Source organism: Pseudomonas sp. BCA17, assembly GCF_004519405.1.
In the GTDB taxonomy this organism is placed as follows: Bacteria; Pseudomonadota; Gammaproteobacteria; order Pseudomonadales; family Pseudomonadaceae; genus Aquipseudomonas.
The window spans coordinates 1719915-1745695 of sequence record NZ_SGWI01000001.1 but is presented as its reverse complement, the minus strand read 5'-3'; the positions used below and the strand labels follow the sequence as shown (position 1 = coordinate 1745695).

General features: G+C 62.3%; 19 protein-coding genes. 13 read left to right on the top strand and 6 right to left on the bottom strand.

Going from position 1 to position 25781, the window contains the following annotated elements:
* Positions 1 to 2 precede the first annotated feature (2 nt).
* From EXW71_RS08050 to EXW71_RS08020, 7 genes are all read left to right on the top strand, one after another.
* Positions 3 to 1640, top strand: a complete 1638-nt coding sequence (locus tag EXW71_RS08050) for an ABC transporter substrate-binding protein (RefSeq protein ID WP_134656992.1) — start codon at positions 3 to 5, stop codon at positions 1638 to 1640.
* 19 nt (positions 1641 to 1659) lie between these two features.
* On the top strand, positions 1660 to 2616 hold the full coding sequence (locus EXW71_RS08045) for an ABC transporter permease (protein ID WP_123715431.1): 957 nt from the start codon (positions 1660 to 1662) through the stop codon (positions 2614 to 2616).
* A complete protein-coding gene (locus tag EXW71_RS08040) occupies positions 2613 to 3488 on the top strand; it encodes an ABC transporter permease (protein WP_123715432.1) in 876 nt (291 codons plus the stop codon). The genes EXW71_RS08045 and EXW71_RS08040 overlap by 4 nt, the downstream gene beginning before the upstream one ends.
* A 1-nt stretch (position 3489) precedes the next feature.
* Complete coding sequence (locus tag EXW71_RS08035; protein ID WP_134656991.1) at positions 3490 to 5331, top strand: ABC transporter ATP-binding protein; 1842 nt, start codon at positions 3490 to 3492, stop codon at positions 5329 to 5331.
* Positions 5332 to 5374: 43 nt separating this feature from the next.
* The gene (argE, locus tag EXW71_RS08030) at positions 5375 to 6532 is read left to right on the top strand and encodes an acetylornithine deacetylase (protein ID WP_134656990.1); all 1158 of its coding nucleotides are present in this window, start codon (positions 5375 to 5377) and stop codon (positions 6530 to 6532) included.
* A 117-nt stretch (positions 6533 to 6649) separates the two neighbouring features.
* Positions 6650 to 8113 carry an NAD-dependent succinate-semialdehyde dehydrogenase gene (locus EXW71_RS08025; RefSeq protein ID WP_134656989.1) on the top strand — a complete coding sequence of 488 codons (1464 nt, stop codon included), beginning with the start codon at positions 6650 to 6652 and terminating at the stop codon, positions 8111 to 8113.
* Positions 8114 to 8123: 10 nt separating this feature from the next.
* Entirely contained in the window at positions 8124 to 9209 is a 1086-nt protein-coding gene (locus EXW71_RS08020; RefSeq protein WP_134656988.1) for a tartrate dehydrogenase, read from the top strand.
* Between the two features lie 74 nt (positions 9210 to 9283).
* Here EXW71_RS08020 and EXW71_RS08015 read toward each other — a convergent pair whose 3' ends face one another.
* Complete coding sequence (locus EXW71_RS08015; protein WP_134656987.1) at positions 9284 to 10210, bottom strand: glyoxylate/hydroxypyruvate reductase A; 927 nt, start codon at positions 10208 to 10210, stop codon at positions 9284 to 9286.
* 192 nt (positions 10211 to 10402) lie between these two features.
* On the opposite strand from EXW71_RS08015, the gene gabT reads away from it, so the two are divergent.
* From gabT to EXW71_RS08000, 3 genes are all read left to right on the top strand, one after another.
* Positions 10403 to 11695: a 4-aminobutyrate--2-oxoglutarate transaminase gene (gabT, locus tag EXW71_RS08010; protein WP_134656986.1), complete on the top strand. Its 1293-nt coding sequence runs from the start codon at positions 10403 to 10405 to the stop codon at positions 11693 to 11695.
* A 93-nt stretch (positions 11696 to 11788) separates the two neighbouring features.
* Entirely contained in the window at positions 11789 to 12436 is a 648-nt protein-coding gene (locus EXW71_RS08005; protein ID WP_134656985.1) for an HAD family hydrolase, read from the top strand.
* A gap of 45 nt (positions 12437 to 12481) precedes the next feature.
* The gene (locus EXW71_RS08000) at positions 12482 to 12970 is read left to right on the top strand and encodes an Lrp/AsnC family transcriptional regulator (RefSeq protein ID WP_003230384.1); all 489 of its coding nucleotides are present in this window, start codon (positions 12482 to 12484) and stop codon (positions 12968 to 12970) included.
* Between the two features lie 51 nt (positions 12971 to 13021).
* Here the strand turns inward: EXW71_RS08000 and EXW71_RS07995 are convergent, their stop codons facing one another.
* A complete protein-coding gene (locus EXW71_RS07995) occupies positions 13022 to 14215 on the bottom strand; it encodes a benzoate/H(+) symporter BenE family transporter (RefSeq protein WP_134656984.1) in 1194 nt (397 codons plus the stop codon).
* Positions 14216 to 14431: 216 nt separating this feature from the next.
* Here EXW71_RS07995 and EXW71_RS07990 point away from each other — a divergent pair, with 216 nt between their 5' ends.
* Positions 14432 to 15196, top strand: a complete 765-nt coding sequence (locus EXW71_RS07990; RefSeq protein ID WP_016973197.1) for a GntR family transcriptional regulator — start codon at positions 14432 to 14434, stop codon at positions 15194 to 15196.
* A 113-nt stretch (positions 15197 to 15309) separates the two neighbouring features.
* On the opposite strand, the gene guaD is transcribed toward EXW71_RS07990, so the two are convergent.
* From guaD to xdhA, 4 genes are read right to left on the bottom strand one after another with little or no spacing between them, the layout of a single operon-like run.
* Positions 15310 to 16614, bottom strand: a complete 1305-nt coding sequence (gene guaD, locus EXW71_RS07985; protein ID WP_134657873.1) for a guanine deaminase — start codon at positions 16612 to 16614, stop codon at positions 15310 to 15312.
* Between the two features lie 7 nt (positions 16615 to 16621).
* Positions 16622 to 17479: a xanthine dehydrogenase accessory protein XdhC gene (gene xdhC, locus EXW71_RS07980; RefSeq protein ID WP_134656983.1), complete on the bottom strand. Its 858-nt coding sequence runs from the start codon at positions 17477 to 17479 to the stop codon at positions 16622 to 16624.
* A 21-nt stretch (positions 17480 to 17500) separates the two neighbouring features.
* Positions 17501 to 19903 (bottom strand): xanthine dehydrogenase molybdopterin binding subunit, encoded by a 2403-nt coding sequence (xdhB, locus tag EXW71_RS07975; RefSeq protein WP_134656982.1) that lies wholly within the window; start codon positions 19901 to 19903, stop codon positions 17501 to 17503.
* Entirely contained in the window at positions 19896 to 21344 is a 1449-nt protein-coding gene (gene xdhA / locus EXW71_RS07970) for a xanthine dehydrogenase small subunit (protein ID WP_134656981.1), read from the bottom strand. The genes xdhB and xdhA overlap by 8 nt, the downstream gene beginning before the upstream one ends.
* A 279-nt stretch (positions 21345 to 21623) precedes the next feature.
* Between xdhA and EXW71_RS07965 the strand changes: the two genes are divergently transcribed.
* Together EXW71_RS07965 and smc are read left to right on the top strand one after the other, a co-directional pair.
* Positions 21624 to 22283, top strand: coding sequence for a GntR family transcriptional regulator (locus EXW71_RS07965; RefSeq protein ID WP_123715444.1), 660 nt, complete (start codon positions 21624 to 21626; stop codon positions 22281 to 22283).
* Positions 22284 to 22285: 2 nt separating this feature from the next.
* Positions 22286 to 25774 (top strand): chromosome segregation protein SMC, encoded by a 3489-nt coding sequence (gene smc, locus EXW71_RS07960; RefSeq protein ID WP_134656980.1) that lies wholly within the window; start codon positions 22286 to 22288, stop codon positions 25772 to 25774.
* The last annotated feature ends 7 nt before the right edge of the window (positions 25775 to 25781 follow it).

Here is a 25781-nt window from a genome sequence, read left to right as displayed (position 1 = left end):
CCATGACAGACAACAAAACCACGCCTCCTCTCATCTCCGGTGAAGAGAGCCTGCGGGTATTCGAAAGCCTCAATCGCGGCATGTCGCGCCGCAACGCCTTGCAGATGCTCGGTGTGGCCGGTGTGGCGGCGGCCGGCGCGGGCAGTTTGTTCGGTGCGGCCGGCAAATTGTGGGCCGATGACGCGCCGGCGGCCGGCAAGGGCAAGCCGGGCGGCAAGATTCGCGTGGCCGGTGTGTCCAGCTCCACCGCCGATACGCTGGACCCCGCCAAGGGCGCGCTGTCCACCGACTACGTGCGTCACTACATGTTCTATAACGGCTTGACCCGTTTCGACAGCCATATGACCCCGCAACTGGAACTGGCCGAGCGCATCGATAATACCGACGCCACGCTCTGGACCATTACCCTGCGCAACGGCGTGACCTTTCACAACGGCAAGCCGCTTACCGCCGCCGACGTGGTGTTTTCCCTGAGCCGGCACAAGGACCCGCTCACCGGCTCGAAGGTCATGGCATTGGTCGAGCAGTTCGCCGAGATCAAGGCAAGCGGTCCGAACGAAGTGCAGATCCGCCTCAGTTCACCGAACGCCGAGCTGCCTTCGATCCTCGCGGTGTCGCACCTGTTGATCGTTCCCGAAGGCACCACCGACTTCAACAAGGGCATCGGCACCGGCCCGTTCACCGTCGGCGAGTTCAAGCCAGGGGTGCGTTCGATTGCCGTGCGCAACAAGAACTATTGGAAACCGGGCTTGCCGTACCTCGACGAGATCGAGTTCATTGCCATCGCCGACGAACCATCGCGGATCAACGCGCTGCTGTCCGGTGACGTGCACATGATCAACGAGGTCAATGCGCGCTCCACCACGCGTATCAGCGCCAGCCCCAAGCATCGGGTCGTCGATGCGCCGTCGGGCAACTACACGGACTTGATCATTCGTCAGGACCAGATGCCTGGCAAAAGCCCTGAATTCACCCAGGCCATGAAGCTGCTGCTGGACCGTGAACAAATCAAATCGGCGGTGTTCCGTGGGTATGCGGTGGTGGGTAACGATCACCCGATCTCGCCCGGTGCGCGTTATTACAATACCGACCTGCCGCAAACCGTGTACGACCCTGAGAAAGCCAAATTCCTGCTTAAGAAAGCCGGCATGGAGAGCATCACCATGCCGCTGGTGGCATCGCCCGCCGCGACCGGCTCGGTGGACATCGCCGTGCTGCTGCAGCAGTCGGCCAAACAGGCGGGGCTCAAGCTGGACGTCAGCCGCTTGCCCACCGACGGTTATTGGTCCAACCACTGGATGAAACACCCGCTGGGCTTCGGCAACATCAACCCACGGCCGAACGCCGACGTGATGTTCTCGCAGTTCTTCCAGTCCAAGGCTCCGTGGAACGAGTCCGGCTGGCAGAACGAGCAGTTCGACCAGTTGCTGCTGCTGGCCCGCGCGGAAACCGATGAAGCCAAGCGCACCCAGATGTACCACGACATGCAGGCGCTGGTGCATGACCATTGCGGTATCGGCGTGCCAGTGTTCATCAGCAACATTGATGGCGTGGACAAGCGTGTGCAGGGCTACGTCGCCAATCCGCTCGGTGGTTTCATGGGCTACATGTTCTCCGAGCAAGTCTGGCTGGACGCTTGAGCACCGTGAGGGCAGGACGATGAATAGCACTACACTGTGGTTGATCGGCCGGCGCCTGGGCGCCGGGGTCGTGACCTTGTTGATCGTGTCCATGGTCGTGTTCGCGATCACGGCGGTATTGCCGGGGGATGCGGCGCAACAAGCCCTTGGCCAGTTCGCCACCCCTGAACAGGTCGCGGCATTGCGCCTGAAGCTGGGGCTCGATCAACCCGGTGTATTGCGTTACCTGCACTGGTTGATGAGCCTGTTGACCGGCGACATGGGCGTGTCGGTTTCCAGCGCCACGCCGGTCAGTGAGCTGATGGCGGGGCGGGTGCCGAACACGCTGATGCTGGCGGGAGCCACGGCGTTGGTCTCGGTGCCGGTGGCGCTGGTGCTGGGCATCGGTTCGGCGATGGGCCGGGGCGGGCGCATCGACAGTTTCCTGAGCTTCGTCACCCTGGCCATGGTCGCGGTGCCGGAGTTCCTGGTGGCCACCCTGGCGGTGCTGATTTTCGCGGTCAACCTGGGTTGGTTGTCGTCATTGTCCTATGCCAGCGATATCAGCTCGCCGTGGCAATTCATGCGCACCTACGCGTTGCCGGTGATGACCCTGTGCTGCGTGATCGTCGCGCAGATGGCGCGCATGACCCGCGCCGCGGTCATCGACCAGTTGGACAGCCCCTACGTGGAAATGGCGCGCCTCAAGGGCGTTGGCCCGATACGGATTGTGCTGCGCCATGCCTTGCCCAATGCCATTGGGCCGATTGCCAATGCCATCGCCCTGAGCCTGTCCTATCTGCTGGGCGGGGTGGTGATCGTCGAAACCATCTTCAACTATCCCGGGATTGCCAGCTTGATGGTGGATGCCGTGACCAACCGCGACATGGCGCTGGTGCAGGCCTGCACCATGTTGTTCTGTGCCGCTTACCTGGGCCTGGTGCTGCTCGCCGACCTGTGTGCAATTCTTTCCAATCCGAGGCTGAGAAACCAATGAATACGCTCATTGCGAAATCCAAGCCTGCCTCTTCCGCCCTGGCCCTCGCCAAAGCGTCCAACGGGCCGCCCTGGCTGGGGTTGGTGGGTGCAGCTGTATGCGTGGCCTGGCTGCTGGTCGCGTTGTTCGGCCCATGGCTGGCGCCACACCCGGTGGGGGAAGTGGTGTCCGATAATGTCTTCGAGGGTTTCAGCCTCGCGTACCCGTTCGGCACCGACTACCTGGGGCGTGACATGCTCAGCCGGGTGCTGGTGGGCGCGCGCTTCACCGTCGGGCTGGCGCTGGTGGCCGCCGTCCTGGCCAGCACCCTGGGCACCGGCTGTGCGCTGTTGTCGGTGGTGTCGCCCAAATGGCTGGACGAAATCATCAGTCGCCTGATGGATGCCTTCATTTCGATTCCGAGCAAAATGCTCGCGTTGATCATGGTCTCGGCCTTTGGTTCGTCCGTGACGCTGCTCATCTGCACCGCCGTGATCAGCTATATCCCCGGCTCGTTCCGCGTGGCGCGCAGCATGGCGGTGAACATCGAAACCCTGGAATACGTGCAGGTCGCCCGCACCCGGGGTGAGCGCCGCTTGTATGTGGCGTGCAGGGAGATCCTGCCGAACATGCTCAACCCGGTCCTGACCGATCTGGGCCTGCGTTTCGGCTACATCGTGCTGTTGCTTGCCGGCATGAGTTTCCTCGGCCTCGGCGTACAGCCCCCCGATGCCGACCTGGGTTCCCTGGTGCGTGAAAACATCGGTGGCCTCAGCCAGGGGGCGCTGGCCATCATTATCCCGGCGGCGGCCATCGGTACCTTGACCGTCGGCGTGAATCTGCTGATCGACTATTTGTCGTCGCGACGCAGTCGACGCACGGGAGGCCACTGACATGAGCGAGTTGATTCGCGTCGAAGACTTGCGCGTGGTTGCCTCCGGCGAGCGCGGCGAGGTCGAGATCGTCAAGGGCGTGAGCTTCGCCCTGGAAAAAGGCGAGGTACTTGCGCTGATAGGTGAGTCCGGCTCAGGCAAAACCACCATCGCCCTGGCGTTGCTGGGGTATGCCCGCAGCGGCTGTCGCCTGTCCGGTGGCGTGGTGCAGGTGGGTGAACACGACATGCTGGCCCTTGGCGAAAAACAGCTGCAGGGCCTGCGCGGCAACCGTGTGTCGTATATCGCGCAAAGCGCGGCCGCTGCGTTCAACCCGGCGAAAAGGCTCATCGACCAGGTGGTCGAGGGCGCCTTGATCCATGGCCTGGGCACTCGCGCCGGTCTCCAAGCCAAGGCCATCGAGTTGTTCCGTGACCTGGCCCTGCCAAACCCCGAGCGCATCGGGCAACGCTACCCGCACCAGGTCTCCGGCGGGCAACTGCAGCGGGTGATGGCGGCGATGGCGCTGATCAGCGACCCCTTGCTGGTCGTGCTGGACGAGCCGACCACCGCGTTGGACGTGACCACCCAGATCGACGTGTTGCGTGCCTTCAAACGTGTGGTGCGCGAGCGTGGCGCCACGGCGGTGTATGTGTCTCATGACCTTGCGGTGGTGGCGCAGATGGCCGACCAGATCGTGGTGCTCAACGGCGGGCAGATCGTCGAACAGAGCGCGACCACCGCCTTGCTCAAGGCCCCGGCCCACGCTTACACCCGCAGCCTGTTGGCGGCTGCGCGCCCCGACAGCAATATCCGGCCGCCTTGCGGCATTGCCGCAGACGTACCGTTGCTCACCATCAGCGGACTCACCGCCGGCTACGGCAATAAAACGCCCCAGGGCATGCCGTCGATCCGGGTGCTGGAAGACATCGAACTCACCGTACGCCGGGGCCAGGCCATCGGCGTGATCGGCGAATCCGGCTCGGGTAAGTCGACCCTGGCCCGGGTGGTCGCCGGCTTGCTGCCGCCGGCCCTGGGCGGCCTGACGTTCGACGGGCAACCCTTGGGTGGCAGTCTGTCCGAGCGCACCCCGGAGCAATTTCGGCGTATCCAGATGGTGTTCCAGAATGCCGACACCGCGCTCAACCCCATGCACAGCGTGGCGACCATCCTCGGCCGCCCGCTGAAGATGTATTTCGGCCTTAAAGGTGCGGCTTTGCAGGCACGCATCGGCGAACTGCTGGACCTGGTGCGCCTGCCGCGGGACATGGCCGAGCGGCGCCCCGGCGCGTTGTCCGGTGGGCAGAAACAACGGGTCAACCTGGCCCGGGCGCTGGCGGCCAAACCGGACCTGATCCTTTGCGATGAAGTCACCTCGGCCCTCGACACGGTGGTGGGCGCGGCGATCCTCGAACTGCTGCGCGACCTGCGCCAGCAGTTGGGCGTGTCCTATCTGTTTATCAGCCACGACATTTCCACCGTGCGTGCGCTGTGCGATGACATTGTGGTGATGTACAGCGGTTACAAGGTGCAGGCCGGCCGCCGCGAATCGTTTGCCGAACCGCCGTTCCATCCGTACACCGACCTGTTGATCCACTCGGTGCCCGACCTGCGCCAGGGCTGGCTGGAAAGCTGCGGCACGGCCTGCGATACGCTGCCGGCCATGGGCGAACGGGCCGGTGTGCCGGGGCTGTGCACCTTCCTCAATCGCTGCCCGGTGCGCGTCGACGGTCTGTGCAACCGCGTCGCGCCCCCTCGTCGGGTCTTGGATAATGGCAGTGAAGTTCTCTGCCACCATGACGCTGCCCAACTGCTCAAGACCCAGCACGGCCTCGTGGCCGAGACCTCGGGAGCCTGCGCATGAGCCGGCGCCTTGCTTTTTTTGCCTTGCAACGGAGCCGGGCCTCATGAAACCTCGCGTACTGGATATCCTGAAAAAACTGATGGCGTTCGACACCGTTTCATCGGAGTCGAACATGGCCCTGATCGACTATGTGCGCGACCTGCTGCTGACCCGAGGCATCGAGTCGCTGATCGTCAAGGACCCGAGCGGCCGCAAGGCCAACCTGTTCGCCAGCACCGGCCCCAAGGGCCAGCCTGGCGTGCTGCTCTCCGGGCACACCGACGTGGTACCGGCGGCGGGGCAGGCCTGGACCTTTCCCGCGTTCGCCGCCACCGTGCAGGACGGGCGCATCTATGGGCGTGGCAGTTGCGACATGAAGGGCTTTATTGCCCTGGCCATTGACGCGATGCTCGATGCGGCCGATCACACGTTGAGCCGTCCATTGCAACTGGCCCTGTCCCATGACGAAGAAATCGGCTGTGTCGGCGTGCGGCGCCTGCTCGATGTGCTGCATTTGGCACCGGTGCGTCCGTTTTTGTGTGTAGTCGGCGAGCCCACCAACATGCAATTTGTGTTGGGCCACAAAGGCAAGGGTTCCTACCGTACCTATTGCCGTGGCCTGGAGGCGCATTCGTCGCTGGCGCCACGCTCGGTGAACGCCATTCACGTGGCCTGCGACTTTATCGCCGCGCTGCGTGAGAGCCAGCAGCAGTTGCAGCGCCACGGTGCCCAGGACAGCGATTACGACGTGCCCTACAGCACCGTGCATGTCGGGCAGATTGTCGGTGGCAAGGCGCTGAATATCGTGCCCAACCTGTGCACCCTGGATTTCGAGGTGCGTAACTTGCCGGCTGACGACCTTGAGCACTTCCTGGGACAACTGCGCGAGCGCGCCGAAGTGATCGTGCACGAGGCGAAAAAGCTGTCGAGCGTGGCGGCTATCGAGATCGAAACCATCAACGTCTACCCGGGCCTTGATACCCATCCCAGTGTTGAAGCGGTGCGCTTTCTCAAACAGTTCGCCGCGCCGGGCACGGGCACTGCCAAGGTTTCTTTCGGCACTGAAGGCGGGCTGTTCAAGCAGCGCCTGGATGTACCGGTGGTGGTGTGCGGGCCGGGCTCGATCGAGCAGGCGCACAAGCCCGATGAGTTTATCGAGATCAGCCAGATGGACGCCGGCGAGGTTTTCCTGCACGGCCTGCTCGACTCGTTGAAGGCCTAGCAGAGCCTGCCGTCCTGGGCGTAATTTCAGCAGGCCACGCTGCCCACGCGACGCTTTCGGCATCCTTATCCGTGGCCCCTCCCTAGACTGGAGCGTGTCTCGAATCAGGACTCGATCATGCTCACTACTCGCCTGCAAGACCCCAGCCTCCTCACTGAACTCGCCTATGTCGATGGCCAATGGGTCGCCGCCGACAGCGGCGCCACTCTGGACATCCTCGACCCCGCCAGCGGCCAGGTGCTCGCCCGGGTGCCGGCCATGGATGCGGTCGACACCCGTCGCGCCATCGAAGCCGCCGAACGTGCCTGGCCCGCCTGGCGTGCGCGCCCGGCAGCCGAACGCGCGGCGTTGCTGGAGCGCTGGTACCAGGCCATGCTGGATAACCTCGACGATCTGGCGCTGATCATGACCCTTGAGCAGGGCAAGCCGCTCAACGAAGCCAAGGGCGAGATCCGCTATGGCGCCGGTTTCGTCAAATGGTTCGCCGAAGAGGCCCGCCGGGTCTACGGTGAAACCATGCCGGCACCCAGCGGCGACCGGCGTTTGCTGACCCTCAAGCAACCGGTGGGCGTGTGTGCCGCCATCACCCCGTGGAATTTCCCCAACGCGATGATCACCCGTAAGTGCGCGCCGGCGCTGGCTGCCGGCTGCCCGATCATCGTCAAGCCATCGGACCTTACTCCGTTGTCGGCCCTGGCCCTGGCGGTGCTGGCCGAGCGCGTCGGCATTCCGGCCGGCGTGTTCAACGTCATCACTGGGCTGCCTGCCGGTATCGGCACTGAGCTGACCGGCAACCCGACGGTGCGCAAGATTTCCTTTACCGGTTCCACGGCTGTTGGCCGCCTGCTGATGCGCCAGAGTGCCGAACACATCAAACGCTTGAGCCTGGAGCTGGGCGGGAATGCGCCGTTTGTGGTGTTTGACGATGCCGACCTCGAGCAAGCGGTGGCGGGGGTCATGCTCAGCAAGTTCCGTAATGCCGGGCAAACGTGTGTGTGCGCCAACCGCATCCTGGTGCAGGACGGCATTTACGCGCGCTTCGCCGCACGCCTGGTGCAAGAGGTGAACAAACTCAAGGTCGGCAACGGCCTGGATGAGGGCGTGAGTATCGGCCCGTTGATCAACCCGGCGGCAGTCGCCAAGGTGACGCGGCATATCGAGGATGCCTTGAGCCAGGGCGCGACGTTGTTATGCGGCGCAATCCCTTCCGACGACAGCCCGTTCGTGCAGCCCACGGTACTGGGCGACGCTCACGCCGGGATGTTGCTGGCCAACGAGGAAACGTTCGGCCCGGTGGCACCGCTGATGCGCTTTACCGACGAAGCCGAGGCGCTCGCCCTGGCCAACGCCACTCCGTACGGTTTGGGTGCCTATTATTTCACCCAGAACCTGGCGCGCTCGTGGCGCTTTGGCGAGGCCCTCGAGTTCGGCATGGTGGGGCTCAATACCGGAATTATCTCAATGGAAGTCGCGCCGTTTGGCGGCATCAAACAATCGGGACTGGGGCGCGAGGGCAGCAAGTACGGGCTGGACGAGTACCTTGAAGTCAAGGCTTTCCACATTGGCGGATTGAACGAGTGAGGCAGGATCAATGAGCAAGGCATTCAGAATCGCCGCCATTGCCGGCGATGGCATTGGCAAGGAAGTGTTGCCCGAAGGGCTGCGGGTATTGGAGCAGGCCGCCAAGGTCTGGGACCTGAACCTAAGCATCGAAGTGTTCGACTGGGCCCACTGCGATTACTACCTGCAACACGGGCAGATGATGCCTGACGACTGGTTCGAGCAGCTCAAGGACTTCGACGCCATTTACTTCGGTGCCGTGGGCTGGCCGGACAAGGTCGCGGATCACATTTCGCTGTGGGGGTCGCTGCTCAAGTTCCGTCGCGACTTCGACCAGTACGTGAATATCCGCCCGGTGCGGCTGTTTCCTGGCGTGCCATGCCCACTGGCCGGGCGCAAGCCGGGTGATATCGATTTCGTGGTCATCCGGGAAAACACCGAGGGCGAATACTCTTCGGTGGGTGGCAAGATGTTCGAAGGCACCGAACATGAGTTCGTGTTGCAGGAGTCGGTATTCACCCGGCGCGGCGTCGACCGCATCCTCAAGTTCGCCTTCGACCTGGCCCAGAGCCGTCCGCGTAAAAAACTCACGGCGGCGACCAAGTCCAATGGCATTTCCATCAGCATGCCTTACTGGGATGAACGCACTGCGCTGATGGCGGCTGCCTACCCAGAAGTGACGTGGGACAAGCAGCATATCGACATCCTGTGCGCGCGGTTCGTGCTGCAGCCGGATCGCTTCGACGTGGTCGTGGCGTCCAACCTGTTCGGCGACATTTTGTCTGACTTGGGGCCGGCGTGTGCGGGCACCATCGGCATTGCCCCGTCGGCCAACCTCGATCCCGAGCGCCGCTTTCCCTCGTTATTCGAGCCGGTGCATGGCTCGGCGCCGGATATCTATGGGCAGAACATTGCCAACCCGATTGCGATGATTTGGTCGGGCGCCTTGATGCTGGTTTTCCTCGGCAATGGCGATGCACGCTATCGTGCGGCCCATGATGCAATCCTGCAGGCGATCGAAGCGGTGATTGCCGAGGGGTTGATCACGCCGGATCTGGGCGGCAAGGCGTCGACGCAGGAAGTGGGAGCGGCGATTACCGAAAGGCTCGTGCGCTGACGCGCCCGATGCAGGCGGGGGCCGCTGTCCGTTACCGTGGTAACGGACAGCGGCTCAATCAGTGAATCTGCCGCTTAATAACCCTTGTCCCGATCTACCTCGCCCACCATCTGCTCGCCACGCTGATGCCGCCGGATATTCTCCAGCAACACCGCAAATGCGCTGTCCGGTTGGGTCATCGCGGCAATATGCGGCGTGAGCAGGATCTGTGGGTGGTCCCAGAATGGGTGGTCCGCCGGCGCCGGTTCCTCTTGCAGTACATCCAGCACGGCGCCGCTGAGTTGCCCGCTGGCCAGGGCTTGCAGTAAATCCTCTTCCACTAGGTGCCCACCACGGCCCATGTTGACCAACGCCGCTCCCCTTGGCAGTTGAGCGAACAGGCGATGATTGAGAATGCCCTGGGTCTGCTCGGTCAACGGCAGCACGCACAGCAGGATATCGCACTGGCTGAGGAACGCCGGCAGTTGCGCCTCGCCCGCAAAGCAGTCCACGCCCGGCAATTGATGAGGGCTGCGCGCCCAACCCGACAAGGCAAACCCCAGCGGCGCCAGCGTGGCGAGGATCTGCTGGGCCTGGGCGCCCAGGCCCATCACGCCGACACGGCGGTTCGCCGCCGGTTGCAACAGATGCGCCTGCCAGTTGCGCGCCACCTGCTGCTGGCGGTAGCGCAGCATATCGCGGTGCAGGCTGAGCACGGCCCAACTGGCGTATTCGCACATACCGCGGGTGATGCCCGGATCGAGCAGGCGCACCACGGGCACGTCCGCGGGCAAACGTGCGAGGTCGAGCTGGTCGACCCCGGCCGACACGGCAAACAGCACTTTCAGATTGGGCAGCAGTTGCTCAAGATCGTCCGGTGCCAGCCAGGCGGCCAGGTATTCGATCTCGGCGGGGTTGCCGATGTCGGGCCAGGCGCGCCATTCGATGTCCGGCGCATGCTCGGCGAACAGTGCCTGCCAGCGCTGGCCGCGTACCGGGTCGGATTTGTAGAGCAGGGCCATGGGTCTCTCCGCAGGGTTGAAAGTAGTCCTCATCATCCTCCAAGCGCGGCGCAGGATCTGTTGAAACACAGGGGAAAAACAGTCGATCCGAATTTCTCACGGGGTAACTTCGGTGCAGTTCGTTTCCGGCAGGTCGTACTCTGAATGGCATCGCAACTGTCTCAGGTTGCCAGTCTCACAATGGGAAATGCCATGAACAGCAGAGTCGACGAAACCCCACATTTGCTCCGTCAGCGCGATCAATTCGTACCTCGTGGCCTGATCACCGCGCACCCATTGGTGATCGATCGCGCCCAGGGCGCCGAGTTGTGGGACGTGGATGGCAAGCGCTATCTCGACTTCGTCGGCGGTATCGGCGTGTTGAACATCGGCCATAACCACCCGCAGGTGGTGGCGGCTGTGCAGGCGCAGTTGCAGAAAGTCTCCCACGCCTGCTTCCAGGTGGTGGCGTACCAGCCCTATCTCGACCTGGCCCAGCGCCTGTGCGAACTGGTCGGTGGGCAGGAAGCCTACAAGGCCGCGTTCTTCACCTCGGGCGCCGAGGCGGTGGAAAATGCGGTGAAGATCGCTCGCTCCCACACCAATCGCTCGGCGGTCATCGCCTTTCGCGGCGGTTTCCATGGACGTACGTTGTTGGGGACCACGCTGACCGGCATGAGCCAGCCGTACAAACAGAACTTCGGGCCGTTTGCGCCGGAGGTCTTCCATACGCCTTATCCAAACGCTTATCGCGGCGTGACCAGCGAGCTGGCGCTCAAGGCCCTGGATGAATTGCTGGCCACCCAGGTTGCCCCGGAGCGCGTGGCGGCGATCATCATCGAGCCGGTGCAGGGCGACGGTGGCTTCCTCGCGGCGCCGGCCGAGTTTCTCCAGGCACTGCGTGCGTTGGCCGACAAGCACGGCATTGTGCTGATCCTGGATGAGATCCAGACCGGCTTCGGGCGCACCGGTACCTGGTTTGGTTTCCAGCACGCCGGGATCCAGCCCGACCTGGTGACCGTGGCCAAAAGCCTGGCCGGCGGTTTGCCGTTGTCCGGCGTGGTGGGCAAGGCGCACATCATGGATGCGCCGCTGCCCGGTGGCCTGGGCGGCACCTACGGCGGCAACGCCCTGGCGTGCGCGGCGGCGCTGGCGGTGATCAGCGCCTTCGAGCAGGAGCAATTGCTGGCGCGCAGCCAAGTGCTCGGCGAACGCCTGCGCCATGGCCTGCTGGGTCTGCAGGCGCGCTACCCGCGCATCGGTGATGTTCGGGGAACCGGCTTTATGTTGGCCATCGAGCTGATCAAGGATGATTCGGCGCGCACCCCGGATGCCGACCTTAATCAACGGGTGATCGATGAAGCCCGCGCCGGTGGTTTATTGGTGATCAAGTGCGGCGTGCACCGCAATGTGCTGCGGTTCCTGGCACCGCTGGTGGCGACCGAGGCGCAGGTCGACGAAGCCGTGCAGATTCTCGATGCGGCCTTGGCACGGGTCTTGAACTGAGCCCGTGCCCGCCTCGGGACCTGTTGGCGGCACTGCCCGTGAACCGTTTTGGCGCACGGGCGATCACACTGCATCATTAGAGGCTTGACCCGCATGGGACTCACAGATTACCGAGCGTTGCTGATCGATTGTGATGGAGTACTGGTGGATCGCGACTCGGGCGTGCTGGCGGCATTGCAGCCGTTGCTCGACAGTCGAGGCGGGAAGTCGCTGCCCCGGGAGCAGGTACTGGCCGAATTCCATGCGGTGATCGCGGGCCTGTACCCGCGCTTTGCCGAGCTCGGCTTCAGCGGCATCTTGTGTTTCGCCCATCGCCAACTTGCCGAGCGCTGGGGGCTGCCGGCCAGTTGGGAGGAGGGTATGAGCTTTGCACGCTCGGCAGGCAACTGGTCGCTGTTCGAAGATGCCCCGGGGGCGATGCTGTACTTGCGCAAGTTCTATCGCCTGCTGGTGTGTGGCGACCGCGATTTCGAAGACCGTGGTCTGTTGTGCGAGCGCCTCGGCATAGAAGCGGACGATTTCATTTCACTGGTCGATGCCCGCCAATGGCTTGACCGGCAAGGCGCGCAGGTCCAGCCTGTGTTGCATGTGACCCGGCCATCGGTCGGCCCCGACGTGTCGCTGGACCGCTGCCTGATCGGCCGTCAGCCGGCTCGACAGCCCGTGCCGTGCGCGGCCGACTATTGCATCAACAGCATGGCTGACTTGGTGGCTCAGCATCAGTTGTGTTTACGGCGCTGATTTTGCTAGAAGATTGTCTTACAAACGGCAGTCAAGAGGTATGCAATGGAAGGGCTCGTCAAGCTGGACCGGATCGACATCAGTATTCTGGTTGAATTGCAAAAGGACGGCCGGATGACCAACGTCAGCCTGGCCGACGCCGTGGGGTTGTCTGCAAGCCCTTGCCTGCAACGGGTCAAGCGGCTGGAGTCGGCCGGGTATATCTCCAGCTACAAGGCACATCTGAACCTGGCCAAGATCACAGATTCGGTCACGGTGTTCACCGAAATCACCCTCAGCGACCACAAGCGTGAAGACTTCGCCAAATTCGAGTCCAACATCCGCCTGGTCGATGAGGTGCTCGAATGCCACTTGATCAGTGGCGGCTACGATTACCTGGTGCGCTTCATGACCCGTAGCATCCAGCACTATCAGGAAGTGGTGGAAGGCTTGCTGGACAAAAACATCGGCATCTCCAAGTACTTCAGCTATATCGTGATCAAGTCACCGGTGTTGAAGGACGGTGTGCCGTTACGCAAGCTTTTGCGTCACTGAGACCGTCCTGCTCAAGACATGGCCGGCGTTCTCGAGGCCGTCCATGCCCGCTTAAGCGCGTGTACGCGCGTTCAGAATCAGCAGTGTCAATATCCCCGCCACAATCCCCCAGAACGCCGAACCGATGGAAAACAACGTCAGGCCTGACGCGGTGACCATAAAAGTGATCAGCGCCGCTTCCCGTTCCTTCGGCTCATTCATGGCGATACTCAGGCCGTTGATAATCGAGCCAAACAGCGCCAAGGCTGCAATCGACAGCACCAGCTCCTTGGGCAAGGCCGCAAACAACGCCGCCAACGTGGCACCGAATACGCCCGCTATCCCATAGAACACTCCGCACCAGACCGCTGCGGTATAGCGCTTGTTGCGGTCTTCATGGGCGTGGGGGCCGGTGCAGATTGCCGCACTGATCGCCGCCAGGTTGATGCCGTGGGAACCGAAAGGAGCCAGCACCAGCGAGGCCAGGCCGGTGGTGGTGATCAGCGGAGAGGCGGGCACGTTGTACCCGTCGGCCCGCAACACGGCGACGCCGGGCATATTTTGCGAGGTCATCGCCACCACGAACAGCGGGATGCCGATGCTGATGGTTGCCGCCAGCGAAAAGTGCGGCGTGGTCCACACCGGTGTTGCCACCTCGAGATGAAAGCCGCTGAAGTCCAGCAGGCCCATCAACCCCGACAGCAACGTGCCGATGATCAACGCGGCCAGCACCGCATAGCGCGGCGACAGGCGCTTGATGATCAGGTAGGTGAAAAACATCCCCAGCACCAGCCCGGTGCGATGTTGTGCGGCGACGAAGATCTCGCTGCCGATCTTGAACAGGATCCCCGCCAGCAATGCCGCCGCCAATGATGCCGGGATGCGTTTGACGAGCTTTTCGAAGCTGCCGGTCAGCCCGCAGATTGTGACCAGCACTGCGCACGTGATGTACGCGCCGATGGCCTCGCCGTAACTCACGCCGCCCAGGCTGGTAATCAACAGCGCCGCGCCGGGTGTGGACCAGGCGATAGTGATCGGCGTGCGATAGCGCAGGGACAGGCCGATGCTGCACACCGCCATGCCGATGGAAATCGCCCAGATCCACGAAGAAATCTGTGCGCTGGTCAAACCGGCGGCTTGTCCGGCCTGGAACATCAGCACCAGGGAACTGGTATAGCCGGTCATCATGGCGATAAAGCCGGCGACGACGGCCGATGCGGATGTGTCGGCCAGCGGGCGCAAGGGCACGTGGGTGACGTCGGTCATGGGGGAGATGTTCCTTTTACCTGAGAAGTTGCTGATTCAAGCCTAAACTCAAACGCAGCGATTCATTGCAATACAGCCGATACCACAAACAGCCGTACAGTGTGTTGGCGTATTGGGTTGTGTACAATGTGCGCTGTTTTTAGGTGATACTTGCCAGCGACCCGTTGTTGCCGTATTACCCGTTAATTCGCCGCCGTTCTCCAAACCCGAGTGCCCATGAACGAACAGTTGCAACCTCTCAAGAAACAACCGCGAGCCGGCAAGGCCGGTCGCAGCGGAACCCAGGACGATATCGTCTACGCGCATATCTTCGAGGCGATCCTCGAACAACGCCTGGCGCCCGGAACCAAATTGAGTGAAGAGGCACTGGGCGAGATCTTCGGCGTCAGCCGCACCATCATTCGCCGTGCGCTCTCGCGCCTGGCCCATGAAGGCGTGGTGTTGCTGCGGCCCAATCGCGGTGCGGTGGTGGCCAGCCCGAGTGTGGAAGAAGCGCGCCAGGTGTTCCTGGCCCGGCGCCTGGTGGAGCGCGCGATCACCGAATTGGCGGTGCAGCATGCCACTGCCGAACAGTTGGCCGAATTGCGCCAGATGGTCAATGACGAGCGCGACAGTTTCTCCCGTGGCGACCGCGGCGCGGGCATCCGCCTCTCCGGTGAATTCCACTTGAAGCTGGCCGAAGCGGCGAAGAACGCACCGCTGATCAGCTTCCAGCGCAGCCTGGTGTCCCAGACCTCATTGATCATCGCCCAGTACGAAAGCGGCAACCGTTCGCACTGTTCCTACGATGAACACACCCAGTTGATCGACGCGATCGAGGCACGGGACGCGACGCTGGCGGTGAATTTGATGATGCACCACATGGATCATATCGACAGCAAGCTCAACCTCGATGAAGAGAGCGCGTCGGATGACCTGCATGCGGTGTTCTCGCATTTGTTGCAGACCAAGAAGCCGGGGCGTTCCTCCATAAAGCTGTAAACCTAATCGAATGTGCAAGGGGGCGTGCTCCCGATTGCAGTCTGTCAGTCATCGGATCCATTGACTGATCTACCGCAATCGGGAGCACGCCCCCTTTTTGCCTGTGGCTGAAATCAGCGCTGATGCACTAACTGGCCGGCCGCATACGTCTGCAGCACCGTCCGATCATCCCCGAGCGTCATCAGCACAAACAACGTCTCGGCAATGTTGTTCGCCTGTTTCAGGCGATAGCTCAACAGTGGTGTGGCGTTGTAATCCAATACCAGGAAGTCCGCATCGGTGCCCGGCTGCAAGGTGCCGATCTTGTCTTCCAGGCGCAGCGCCCGCGCGCCACCCAGGGTCGCCAGATACAGCGATTTGAACGGGCTCAACCGCGCGCCCTGGAGCTGCATGACCTTGTAGGCTTCGTTCAACGTTTGCAGCAGTGAGAAGCTGGTGCCGCCGCCCACATCCGTGCCCAGGCCCACATTCAACTTGTGTTTCTCGGCCATCGGCAGGTTGAACAAACCACTGCCGAGGAAGAAGTTCGACGTCGGGCAGAACGCTACCGCCGAACCGGTCTCGGCCAACCGCGCGCACTCCTCGTCACACAGATGCACGCCATGGGCAAACACCGAGCGTTCACCCAGCAGCTTGTAGTGGTCGTACACGTCCAGGTAGCCATTGCGCTCCGGGAACAGCGCTTTCACCCACTCGACTTCCTGCTTGTTCTCGCTGATGTGAGTCTGCATGTACAGGTCCGGGTACTCGCCCAACAGTTGACCGGCCAGCGCCAATTGCTCCGGTGTGCTGGTGGGGGCGAAGCGCGGCGTGACGGCATAGTGCAGTCGGCCCTTGCCGTGCCAGCGTTCGATCAACGCCTTGCTTTCCTGGTAGCCGGATTCGGCGGTGTCGGTCAGGTAGTCCGGTGCGTTGCGGTCCATCATCACTTTGCCGGCGATCATGCGCAGGTCGAGTTTCTCGGCCGCTTCAAAGAATGCATTCACCGACTGTGGGTGCACGCTGCCGAACACCAGCGCGGTGGTGGTGCCGTTGCGCAGCAGTTCCTTGATGAAAATGTCGGCGACCTCCTCGGCGTGCGCCTTGTCGGCAAACTGGCTTTCACAGGGGAAGGTGTAGGTATTGAGCCAGTCGAGCAACTGCTCGCCATAGGCGCCGACCATGCCGGTTTGCGGCAGGTGGATATGGGTGTCGATCAGACCCGGGGTAATCAGTGCATCCTGGTAATGGGTGACTTCGATATCGGCGGGCAGGGTCGGCAGCAGGTCGCCGGCATGGCCGACCGCGCTGATCCTGCCATTTTCGATGACCAGCAGGCCGTCTTCGAAATACTCATAGGAGGCTTCTATACCCACTTCAGCGGGGTCGGCGATGCTGTGCAGGAGGGCGGCACGGTAGGCTTTGCGGGTCAAAGGCATGGTCATCTCAATTCTTGGCAAAAGAAGTCGAAGCTTGGCTGCGACGTGACGCCGGCAGCAGCTTGGCAATGGGTTCGGCGCTCGCGCTGTGCTGGCCGAAATTGGCGTTATAGGTGGCGATGATTTCGCCGGCGATGGAGATGGCGATCTCCATCGGCAGCTTGCCCTTCACTTCGGTGAGGCCCATGGGGCAGCGCATACGTTGCAGTTGCGTGGCGTCGAAGCCGCGTTCACGCAGGCGGTGTTCGAACTTGACCCGTTTGGTCTTCGAACCGATCAGGCCGAAATAGGCGAAGTCATTGCGCTTGAGCAGGGCGGCGGTCAGCTCCAGGTCCAGCGCATGGTTATGGGTCATGACGATGCAGTAACTGCCCACCGGCAGGTCGGCAATTTCGTCCACCGGCTCCTCGCTGACGATTTTACGCACGCCTTGGGGGATGTGGTCCGGAAACTCCTGGTCACGGGAATCGATCCAACGCACCCGGCACGGGAGGCTCGCCAGCAACGGCACCAACGCGCGTCCCACGTGGCCGGCGCCGAACACCGCGATCTGCGCCTGCACCTGGCCCATGGGTTCGAACAGCAGCACCGTCACGCCACCGCAGCATTGGCCCAGGCTGGCGCCGAGGCTGAAGCGTTCCAGGTGGGTGTTCTGCTGGCCGCGCGCGAGCATGTCGCGGGCGATCTGCATCGCTTTGTATTCCAGGTGCCCGCCGCCGATGGTGTCGAACGTCTGCGTGGCGCTGATCACCATCTTCGAGCCGGCATTGCGCGGCGTGGAGCCGAGCTCTTCGATGATGGTCACCAGTACGCAGGGTTCGCCCTGGTTCTGCAGGTCGGCGAGGGCGCTGATCCAGTTGTTCATAGTCACCTCTTGTGGTGTCTGTCAGGCCGTCAGCGCTGGCAAGCCAGCTTCTACAGGGGGTGGGGTGGTTTGCAACTGCCGCATCTGCTCACACCCCCACAACACCCGCTCCGGTGTTGCCGGTGCGTCGATCCTGGGTTGATGGCGATAGTCGCCCAGGCTCGCCACCGCATCCTTGATCGCACACCATGAGGCAATCCCCAGCATGAACGGCGGCTCACCCACAGCCTTGGAGTGGAACACCGTGTCCTCGGGGTTCTTGCGGTTTTCCACCAACTTCACCCGCAGGTCCAGGGGCATGTCAGCCACCGCCGGGATCTTGTAGCTCGCCGGGCCGTTGGTCATCAGCTTGCCCTTGTTGTTCCATACCAACTCTTCCATGGTCAGCCAGCCCATGCCCTGGATAAAGCCGCCTTCCACCTGGCCGATGTCGATGGCCGGGTTCAGCGAGGCACCTACGTCGTGAAGGATGTCGGTGCGCAGCATCTTGTATTCGCCGGTCAGGGTGTCGACGATCACCTCACAGCAGGCCGCGCCGAAAGCGTAGTAATAGAACGGCCGACCGCGCGCCTGGCTGCGGTCGTAGAAGATTTTCGGGGTCTTGTAGAACCCGGTGCTCGACAGCGACACCTGGGCAAAGTAAGCCTGCTGGATCAGCGCCTCAAAGGTCAGGATCTGATCGCGCACCCGCACATGGCCGTTGTGGAAGGCCACGTCCGCTTCGCTCACGTCGTATTTGCGCGCGGCAAATTCCACCAGGCGCTGCTTGATGGTCTCGGCAGCGTTCTGCGCGGCCTTACCGTTCAGGTCGGCACCGCTGGAGGCAGCCGTCGGCGAGGTGTTCGGCACCTTGTCGGTGTTGGTGGCGGTGATCTGCACACGGTCGATTTCCACCTGGAACACCTCGGCCACCACCTGCGCGACCTTGGTGTTCAAGCCCTGGCCCATCTCGGTGCCGCCGTGGTTCAGATGGATACTGCCGTCGGTGTAGATGTGGATCAGCGCACCGGCCTGGTTGAGAAAGCTGGCGGTGAATGAAATGCCGAATTTTACCGGCGTCAGCGCCAAGCCTTTTTTCAGGATCGGGCTGTGGGCGTTGTACAGCCGGATTGCTTCGCGGCGTTCGGCATACTGGCTGCTGGCCTCAAGCTCGGCGGTCATTTCTTCGAGCATGTTGTGCTCGACGGTCTGGTAGTAGTGGGTGACGTTGCGTTCGGTCTTGCCGTAGTAATTGGCCTTGCGCACGGCCAGCGGGTCCAGCGCCAGGTGGCGGGCGATGGCGTCCATCACTTCCTCGATGGCGACCATGCCTTGGGGGCCGCCGAAGCCGCGATAGGCCGTGTTCGAGGCGGTGTTGGTCTTGCAGCGGTGGCCGTTGACCGTAGCGTCGCCCAGGTAATACGAGTTATCGGCATGGAACATGGCGCGATCGACAATCGAATTGGACAGGTCCGGCGAGCAACCGCAGTTTCCTGCCAGTTCCAGGTTGATCCCGTGCAGGCGGCCGCTGTCGTCGAAGCCCACGTCGTATTCGATGTAGAAGGGGTGGCGCTTGCCGGTCATCAGCATGTCTTCCACGCGCGGCAGACGCATCTTGGTCGGCTGGCCGGTGAGGCGCGCCACCACCGCGCACAGGCACGCCGGGCTGGCGGCCTGGGTTTCCTTGCCGCCGAAACCACCGCCCATGCGGCGCATATCGACGACGATTTTGTTCATCGACACGTCCAGCACTTCAGCCACCAGCTTTTGCACTTCGGTGGGGTTTTGCGTGGAGCAGTAGACGATCATGCCGCCATCTTCGGTGGGCATGACCGACGAGATCTGGGTTTCCAGGTAGAAGTGTTCCTGGCCGCCAATATGCAACGTGCCCTGGATACGGTGTTTCGCGGTGGCCAGTGCGCCTGCCGAATCACCCCGTTGATGGGTGTGGCTGTCCAGCACGAAATGCTTTTTGCGAAATGCCTCGACCACATCCAGCACCGGTTCCAGGTCTTCGTATTCGATCACCGCCGCCATCGCCGCCTTACGGGCGGTCTCCAGGTCGCGAGCGGCGACGGCCAGGACGACCTGGCCCACGAACTGCACCGTATCGATAGCCAGCAGCGGGTCGCCGGGCATCAACGGGCCGATGTCTTTAAGGCCCGGAACGTCTTCATGAGTGATGACGATGCGCACACCGTCGAAGGCGTAACAGGGCGTGGTGTCGATGCTGAGGATTCTGGCGTGGGCGCGGTCGGACATGCGCGCGTACAGATGCAACTGGTTGGGGAATTCCAGGCGGTCATCGATGTACTGCGCTTCGCCGCTGACGTGTTTGGCGGCGCTGTCATGCTTGACGCTGCGGCCGACCCCGCTGGTGAGGTCCTGGGCAAACAGCTCGGCGAGTTCGGCCTGGGTTTTAACGACGGCGTGATGGTTAGACATAAGCGGTCACCCGAGTCTCGATGTGCGGCGTTTGCAGTTCGATGAAGTATTTGCGCAGCAGGTTCTGCGCGCTGAGCAGGCGGTATTCCTTGCTGGCGCGGAAGTCCGACAGCGGGGTGAAATCCTCGGCCAGGGCGGCGCAGGCTTTTTCCACGGTGGCGGCATTCCAGGTGGCACCGACCAATACGGTTTCGCAGTGTTTCGCACGCTTGGGCGTGGCGGCCATGCCACCGAATGCCACGCGGGCCTGGCTGATCACACCATTGTCGATCTGTAGATTGAAGGCGGCGCACACGGCGGAAATATCATCGTCCAGGCGCTTGGATACCTTGTAGGCGCGGAACAGCGTGTGGCCCTTGGGCACGATGATTTTCTCGATGAATTCGCTGTCCTGGCGGGCAGTGACGCGATAATCGATGAAGTAATCTTCCAGCGCCAGGGTGCGACGGGTCTCACCCTTGCACAGCACGATCTGCGCACCCAGTGCGATCAGCAGCGGTGGCGAATCGCCGATCGGCGAGGCATTGCCGATATTGCCGCCCAGGGTGCCCTGGTTGCGGATCTGCAACGAGGCGAAGCGCTGCAGCAGCTCGCCGAAGTCCGGGTACTCGTGGTGCAGGGCGGTATAGCAATCGGACAGCGCGGCGGCGGCGCCGATTTCCAGGCGGTCGTCGAACGACTCGATGCGCTTCATTTCTTCAATATTGCCGACATAGATCATCACCGGCAGGGTGCGGTGGAACTGGGTGACTTCCAGTGCCAGGTCGGTACCGCCGGCCAGCAGGCGGGCTTGCGGATAAGCGTCGTAGAGGTCGGCCAGGTCGGCCACCGTCAGCGGCACCAGGCAGCGTTTGTCACCGCTGTTGAGTTCAGCGGTTTGCGTCGGCGCGATGGCTTTGAGGCGGGCGATGGTCTCGGCCTGGCGGATGTCGAACTGATCCAGGGGTTTGTTGCAGCAAGCCTGCTCGGCGGCAGCCAGGATCGGGCGGTAGCCGGTGCAACGGCAGAGGTTGCCGGCCAGGGCTTCATGGGCTTTCTGGCTGTCGGGTGCCTCGCTGTTTTTTTGCAGCGCAAACAACGACATCACAAAGCCCGGGGTGCAAAAGCCGCATTGCGAACCGTGGCACTCGACCATGGCCTGTTGCACGCTGTGCAGTTGGCCCTGGTGCTTGAGGTCTTCCACGCTGATCAGTTGCTTGCCGTGCAGCGACGAAACAAAGGTCAGGCACGCGTTGAGGCTGCGATAACGAATGTGCTCCACGCCTTGCGCATCGTTGTGCAACTCGCCGACCACCACGGTGCAGGCACCGCAGTCGCCGCTGGCGCAGCCTTCCTTGGTTCCGGGTTTGCCCACGTGCTCACGCAAATAGTTGAGCACGGTCAGGTTGGGGTCCAGGGCGTGCTCGCTACGGAGTTCCTGGTTGAGTAAAAACTGGATCACGGAAGGCCTCGCAGACTCATTATTGTTGTTAACCGCTTTGCGCCGAATCTAGTCATGTCTGACTTTTCGGTCAATGGTTTTCTGACCTAAGGGTCAAGAAACTTCGGTCACAACACTTTCAATTATGGCCCAGTCTCCTGAGGCCAGTGTTTTTCGGGGCGTCTGGGCGTTGGGACTTGCGTGTTTCATGCCAATTCGCCACGGTTGACGTAGCGCCATCAGCGGGCCAATGCGCTACACTGCCGCGCTTGTATTGACAGAAGATTCTGAAGGGAAAACATGACGTTCAAGGCGCCGGACAGTCTCGCCGAGCAAATTGCTCATCACCTCGCCGAACGTATCATTCGCGGCGATCTCAAGCCTGGAGAGCGGATCCAGGAGCAGAAGGTCACGCTGGCGCTCAATGTCAGCCGTGGTTCCGTGCGCGAAGCCTTGCTGATCCTCGAGCGCCGTCATCTCATCGCGATCCTGCCGCGCCGTGGCGCACACGTCACCGAGCTCACCGCGCACAAGGTGCAGAGCCTGTGCACGTTGATGGGCGAAATGTACATCCTGCTCGGCAATGCGGTTGCCGAAGGCTGGCAGACCCAGGCCGACATGGCGCCGTTCCTGCAGATCCAGCAACGCTTGAAGGGCAGTTATGAGCGTGGCGACATCCGCGCCTTCGTCGAAGAAAGCTTCAATGTGATGCGCGCGGCATACCCCTTTGCGAACAATCCGTACCTGCAGGAAACCGTCGAAAACCTGCAACCGGCGATGAACCGTGCCTATTACCTCGCCCTGGATCAGCGCCAGGCATCCATGAGCGAATACCTGGAGCTGTTCGAACAACTGCTCGCCGCCGTGCTGGCCCGTGACCTGGTGCAGATTCGCCTGGTGCTGTCGGCCTACTGCCAGCGCAGCAGCTCGCTGGTTATCGCTGCGTTGGCGGACATCTAAGCGTGCGGCTCAAGTGCATCAAGTTGGCGGGGTTCAAATCCTTCGTCGACCCGACCACGGTAAACTTCCCCAGTAATATGGCGGCGGTGGTCGGGCCCAATGGTTGCGGCAAGTCGAACATCATCGACGCCGTACGCTGGGTGATGGGCGAGAGCTCCGCGAAGAACCTGCGCGGCGAGTCGATGACCGACGTCATCTTCAACGGCTCCACCAGCCGCAAGCCGGTGAGCCAGGCCAGCATCGAGCTGGTGTTCGACAACTCCGACGGCACCCTGGTCGGCGAATACGCGGCCTACGCGGAAATCTCCATCCGCCGCAAAGTGACCCGCGACAGCCAGAACAGCTACTTCCTCAACGGCACCAAATGCCGACGCCGCGACATCACCGATATCTTCCTCGGCACAGGCCTGGGCCCGCGCAGCTACTCGATCATCGAGCAGGGCATGATCTCCAAGCTGATCGAAGCCAAGCCTGAAGACCTGCGCAACTTTATCGAGGAAGCGGCCGGCATCTCCAAGTACAAGGAGCGCCGCCGCGAGACCGAAAACCGTATCCGCCGCACCCACGAAAACCTCGCCCGCCTCACCGACCTGCGCGAAGAGCTGGAGCGCCAGTTGGAGCGCCTGCACCGCCAGGCCCAGGCCGCCGAGAAGTATCAGGAATACAAGGGCGAGGAGCGCCAGCTCAAGGCGCAACTCTCTGCCCTGCGCTGGCAGGCGTTGAATGACCAGGTCGGCCAGCGCGAAGCAATCATCAGCACCCAAGAGATCAGCTTCGAAGCCTTGGTGGCCGAGCAGCGTAACGCCGACGCCAGCATCGAACGCCTGCGTGACGGGCACCATGACTTGTCCGAACGCTTCAATCTGGTGCAGGGCCGATTTTATTCGGTTGGCGGTGATATCGCCCGCGTGGAGCAGAGCATCCAGCATGGCCAGCAGCGTCTGCGGCAATTGCAGGACGATCTGAAGGAAGCCGAACGGGCGCGCCTGGAGACCGAATCGCACCTGGGCCATGACCGCACCTTGCTGCTGACCCTTGGCGAAGAGTTGGACATGCTCACCCCCGAGCAGGAAATCACCAGCGCCGCCGCCGAAGAAGCCGCCGCGGCCCTGGAAGAGTCCGAAACCACCATGCACGGCTGGCAGGAACAGTGGGATGTGTTCAACCTGAAGTCCGCCGAGCCGCGCCGCCAGGCCGAGGTGCAGCAGTCACGCATCCAGCAGCTGGAAACCAGCATGGAACGCCTGGCCGAGCGCCAGCGCCGGCTGCTGGAAGAGCGCGCGTTGCTCGCCGCCGACCCGGAAGACGCGGCGATCATGGAGCTCAGCGAGCAGTTGGCTGAAAGTGAAATGACTCTGGAGGAGCTGGAGGCCAGCGAAGAACAGCAGGTCGAGCGCCTGGAGCAATTGCGCCAGCAACTGCAACAGGCCACCCAGGCCCAGCAGCAGGCACAGGGCGATTTGCAGCGGCTCAACGGTCGCCTGGCATCCCTTGAAGCCTTGCAGCAAGCCGCGTTGGATCCGGGTACCGGCACTGCCGAGTGGCTGCGCGACCAGCATTTGGCCGAGCGCCCGCGCCTGGCTGAAGGCTTGAAGGTGGAGGCGGGTTGGGAGCTGGCGGTCGAAACCGTGCTTGGCGCCGACCTCCAAGCCGTGCTGGTAGATGATTTTGGCGGGTTCGACCTGGCCGGTTTCACCCAGGGCGATTTACGTTTGCTCAGCCCGGCAACCGATGGCACTCGGGTACCGGGCAGTTTGCTGGATAAGGTCGAGGCGGCGATTGACCTGTCGCCCTGGCTGGGTCAGGTCAAGCCGGTGGACTCCCTGGAACAGGCCCTCGCCCTGCGCGGTCAATTGGCGGCCAGTGAGAGCCTGATCAGCCGCGATGGCTACTGGGTCGGTCGCCACTTCCTGCGGGTGCGCCGCGCGAGTGAAGCGGAAAGTGGCGTCCTGGCCCGTGGCCAGGAGATCGTCAACCTGATCGCCGAGCGTGAAGAGCGCGAAGCCACTCTGGAAAGCCTGGAAACCGAACTGCAAACCCTGCGTGCCACCCAACGCCAGCAGGAGACCGGCCGCGAGCATCTGCGCCGGCTGTTGCAGGATGAAGCGCGCCAGCAAGGCGAATTGAAAGCCCAGCTGTCGGCGAGCAAGGCCAAGGTGGAGCAGTTGACCCTGCGCCGCACCCGCCTTGACGAGGAAGTGGCCGAGATGGGCGAGCAGCGCGCCCTCGAGCACGAGCAGATCGGCGAAGCGCGCCTGCAATTGCAGGAGGCGCTCGACAGCATGGCGCAGGACACTGAGCAGCGTGAGCTGCTGCTGGCCCAGCGCGACAGCCTGCGCGAACGTCTCGACCGCGTGCGTCAGGAAGCGCGTCAGCACAAGGATCACGCGCATCAATTGGCGGTGCGTCTCGGCTCTTTGCGCACTCAGTACGATGCCACGCGCCAGGCCCTTGAGCGCCTGGAGATGCAATCCGAACGCCTCACCGAAAAGCGTGAGCAACTGAGCCTCAACCTGGAGGAGGGCGAAGCCCCGCTGGAAGAGTTGCGGCTCAAGCTCGAAGAGTTGCTCGACAAGCGCATGAGCGTCGACGAAGAGCTCAAGACCGCGCAGATCGCCCTGGAAGACGCCGACCGCGAACTGCGCGATGCGGAAAAGCGCCGGACCCAGGCCGAGCAGCAGTCCCAGCTGATCCGCAGCCAGCTCGAACAGCAGCGCATGGAATGGCAGGCCCTGACCGTGCGCCGCAAGGCCCTGCAGGATCAACTGCTGGAAGACGGCTACGACCTGCACGGTGTGCTCAATACCTTGGACGCCCAGGCCAACGAGAAAGACGCCGAAGAAGAACTTGAGCGCATTGCCGCACGTATTCAAAGGCTCGGCGCGATCAACCTCGCGGCCATCGATGAGTATCAGCAGCAGTCCGAACGTAAACGTTACCTGGATGCCCAGGACGCCGATCTGGTAGAGGCCCTGGACACGCTGGAAAACGTGATCCGCAAGATCGACAAGGAAACCCGTAATCGCTTCAAAGATACCTTTGATCAGATTAATGGCGGTTTACAGGCCTTATTCCCGAAAGTTTTCGGTGGTGGCAGCGCTTACTTGGAACTGACGGGCGAAGATCTACTCGATACAGGGGTAACGATCATGGCGCGGCCTCCGGGCAAGAAGAACAGCACCATCCATTTGTTGTCCGGTGGCGAGAAGGCACTGACGGCATTGGCCCTGGTATTTGCCATCTTCAAATTGAACCCGGCGCCGTTCTGCATGCTTGATGAAGTGGATGCGCCGCTGGATGACGCAAACGTTGGACGCTACGCTCGGCTGGTTAAAGAGATGTCCCAGACTGTGCAGTTCATCTATATCACCCACAACAAGATCGCCATGGAAATGGCGGATCAATTGATGGGGGTGACGATGCACGAGCCGGGGTGTTCTCGCCTGGTGGCGGTGGATGTGGAAGAAGCGATGAAGATGGTGGACGCCTAGCGGCGTA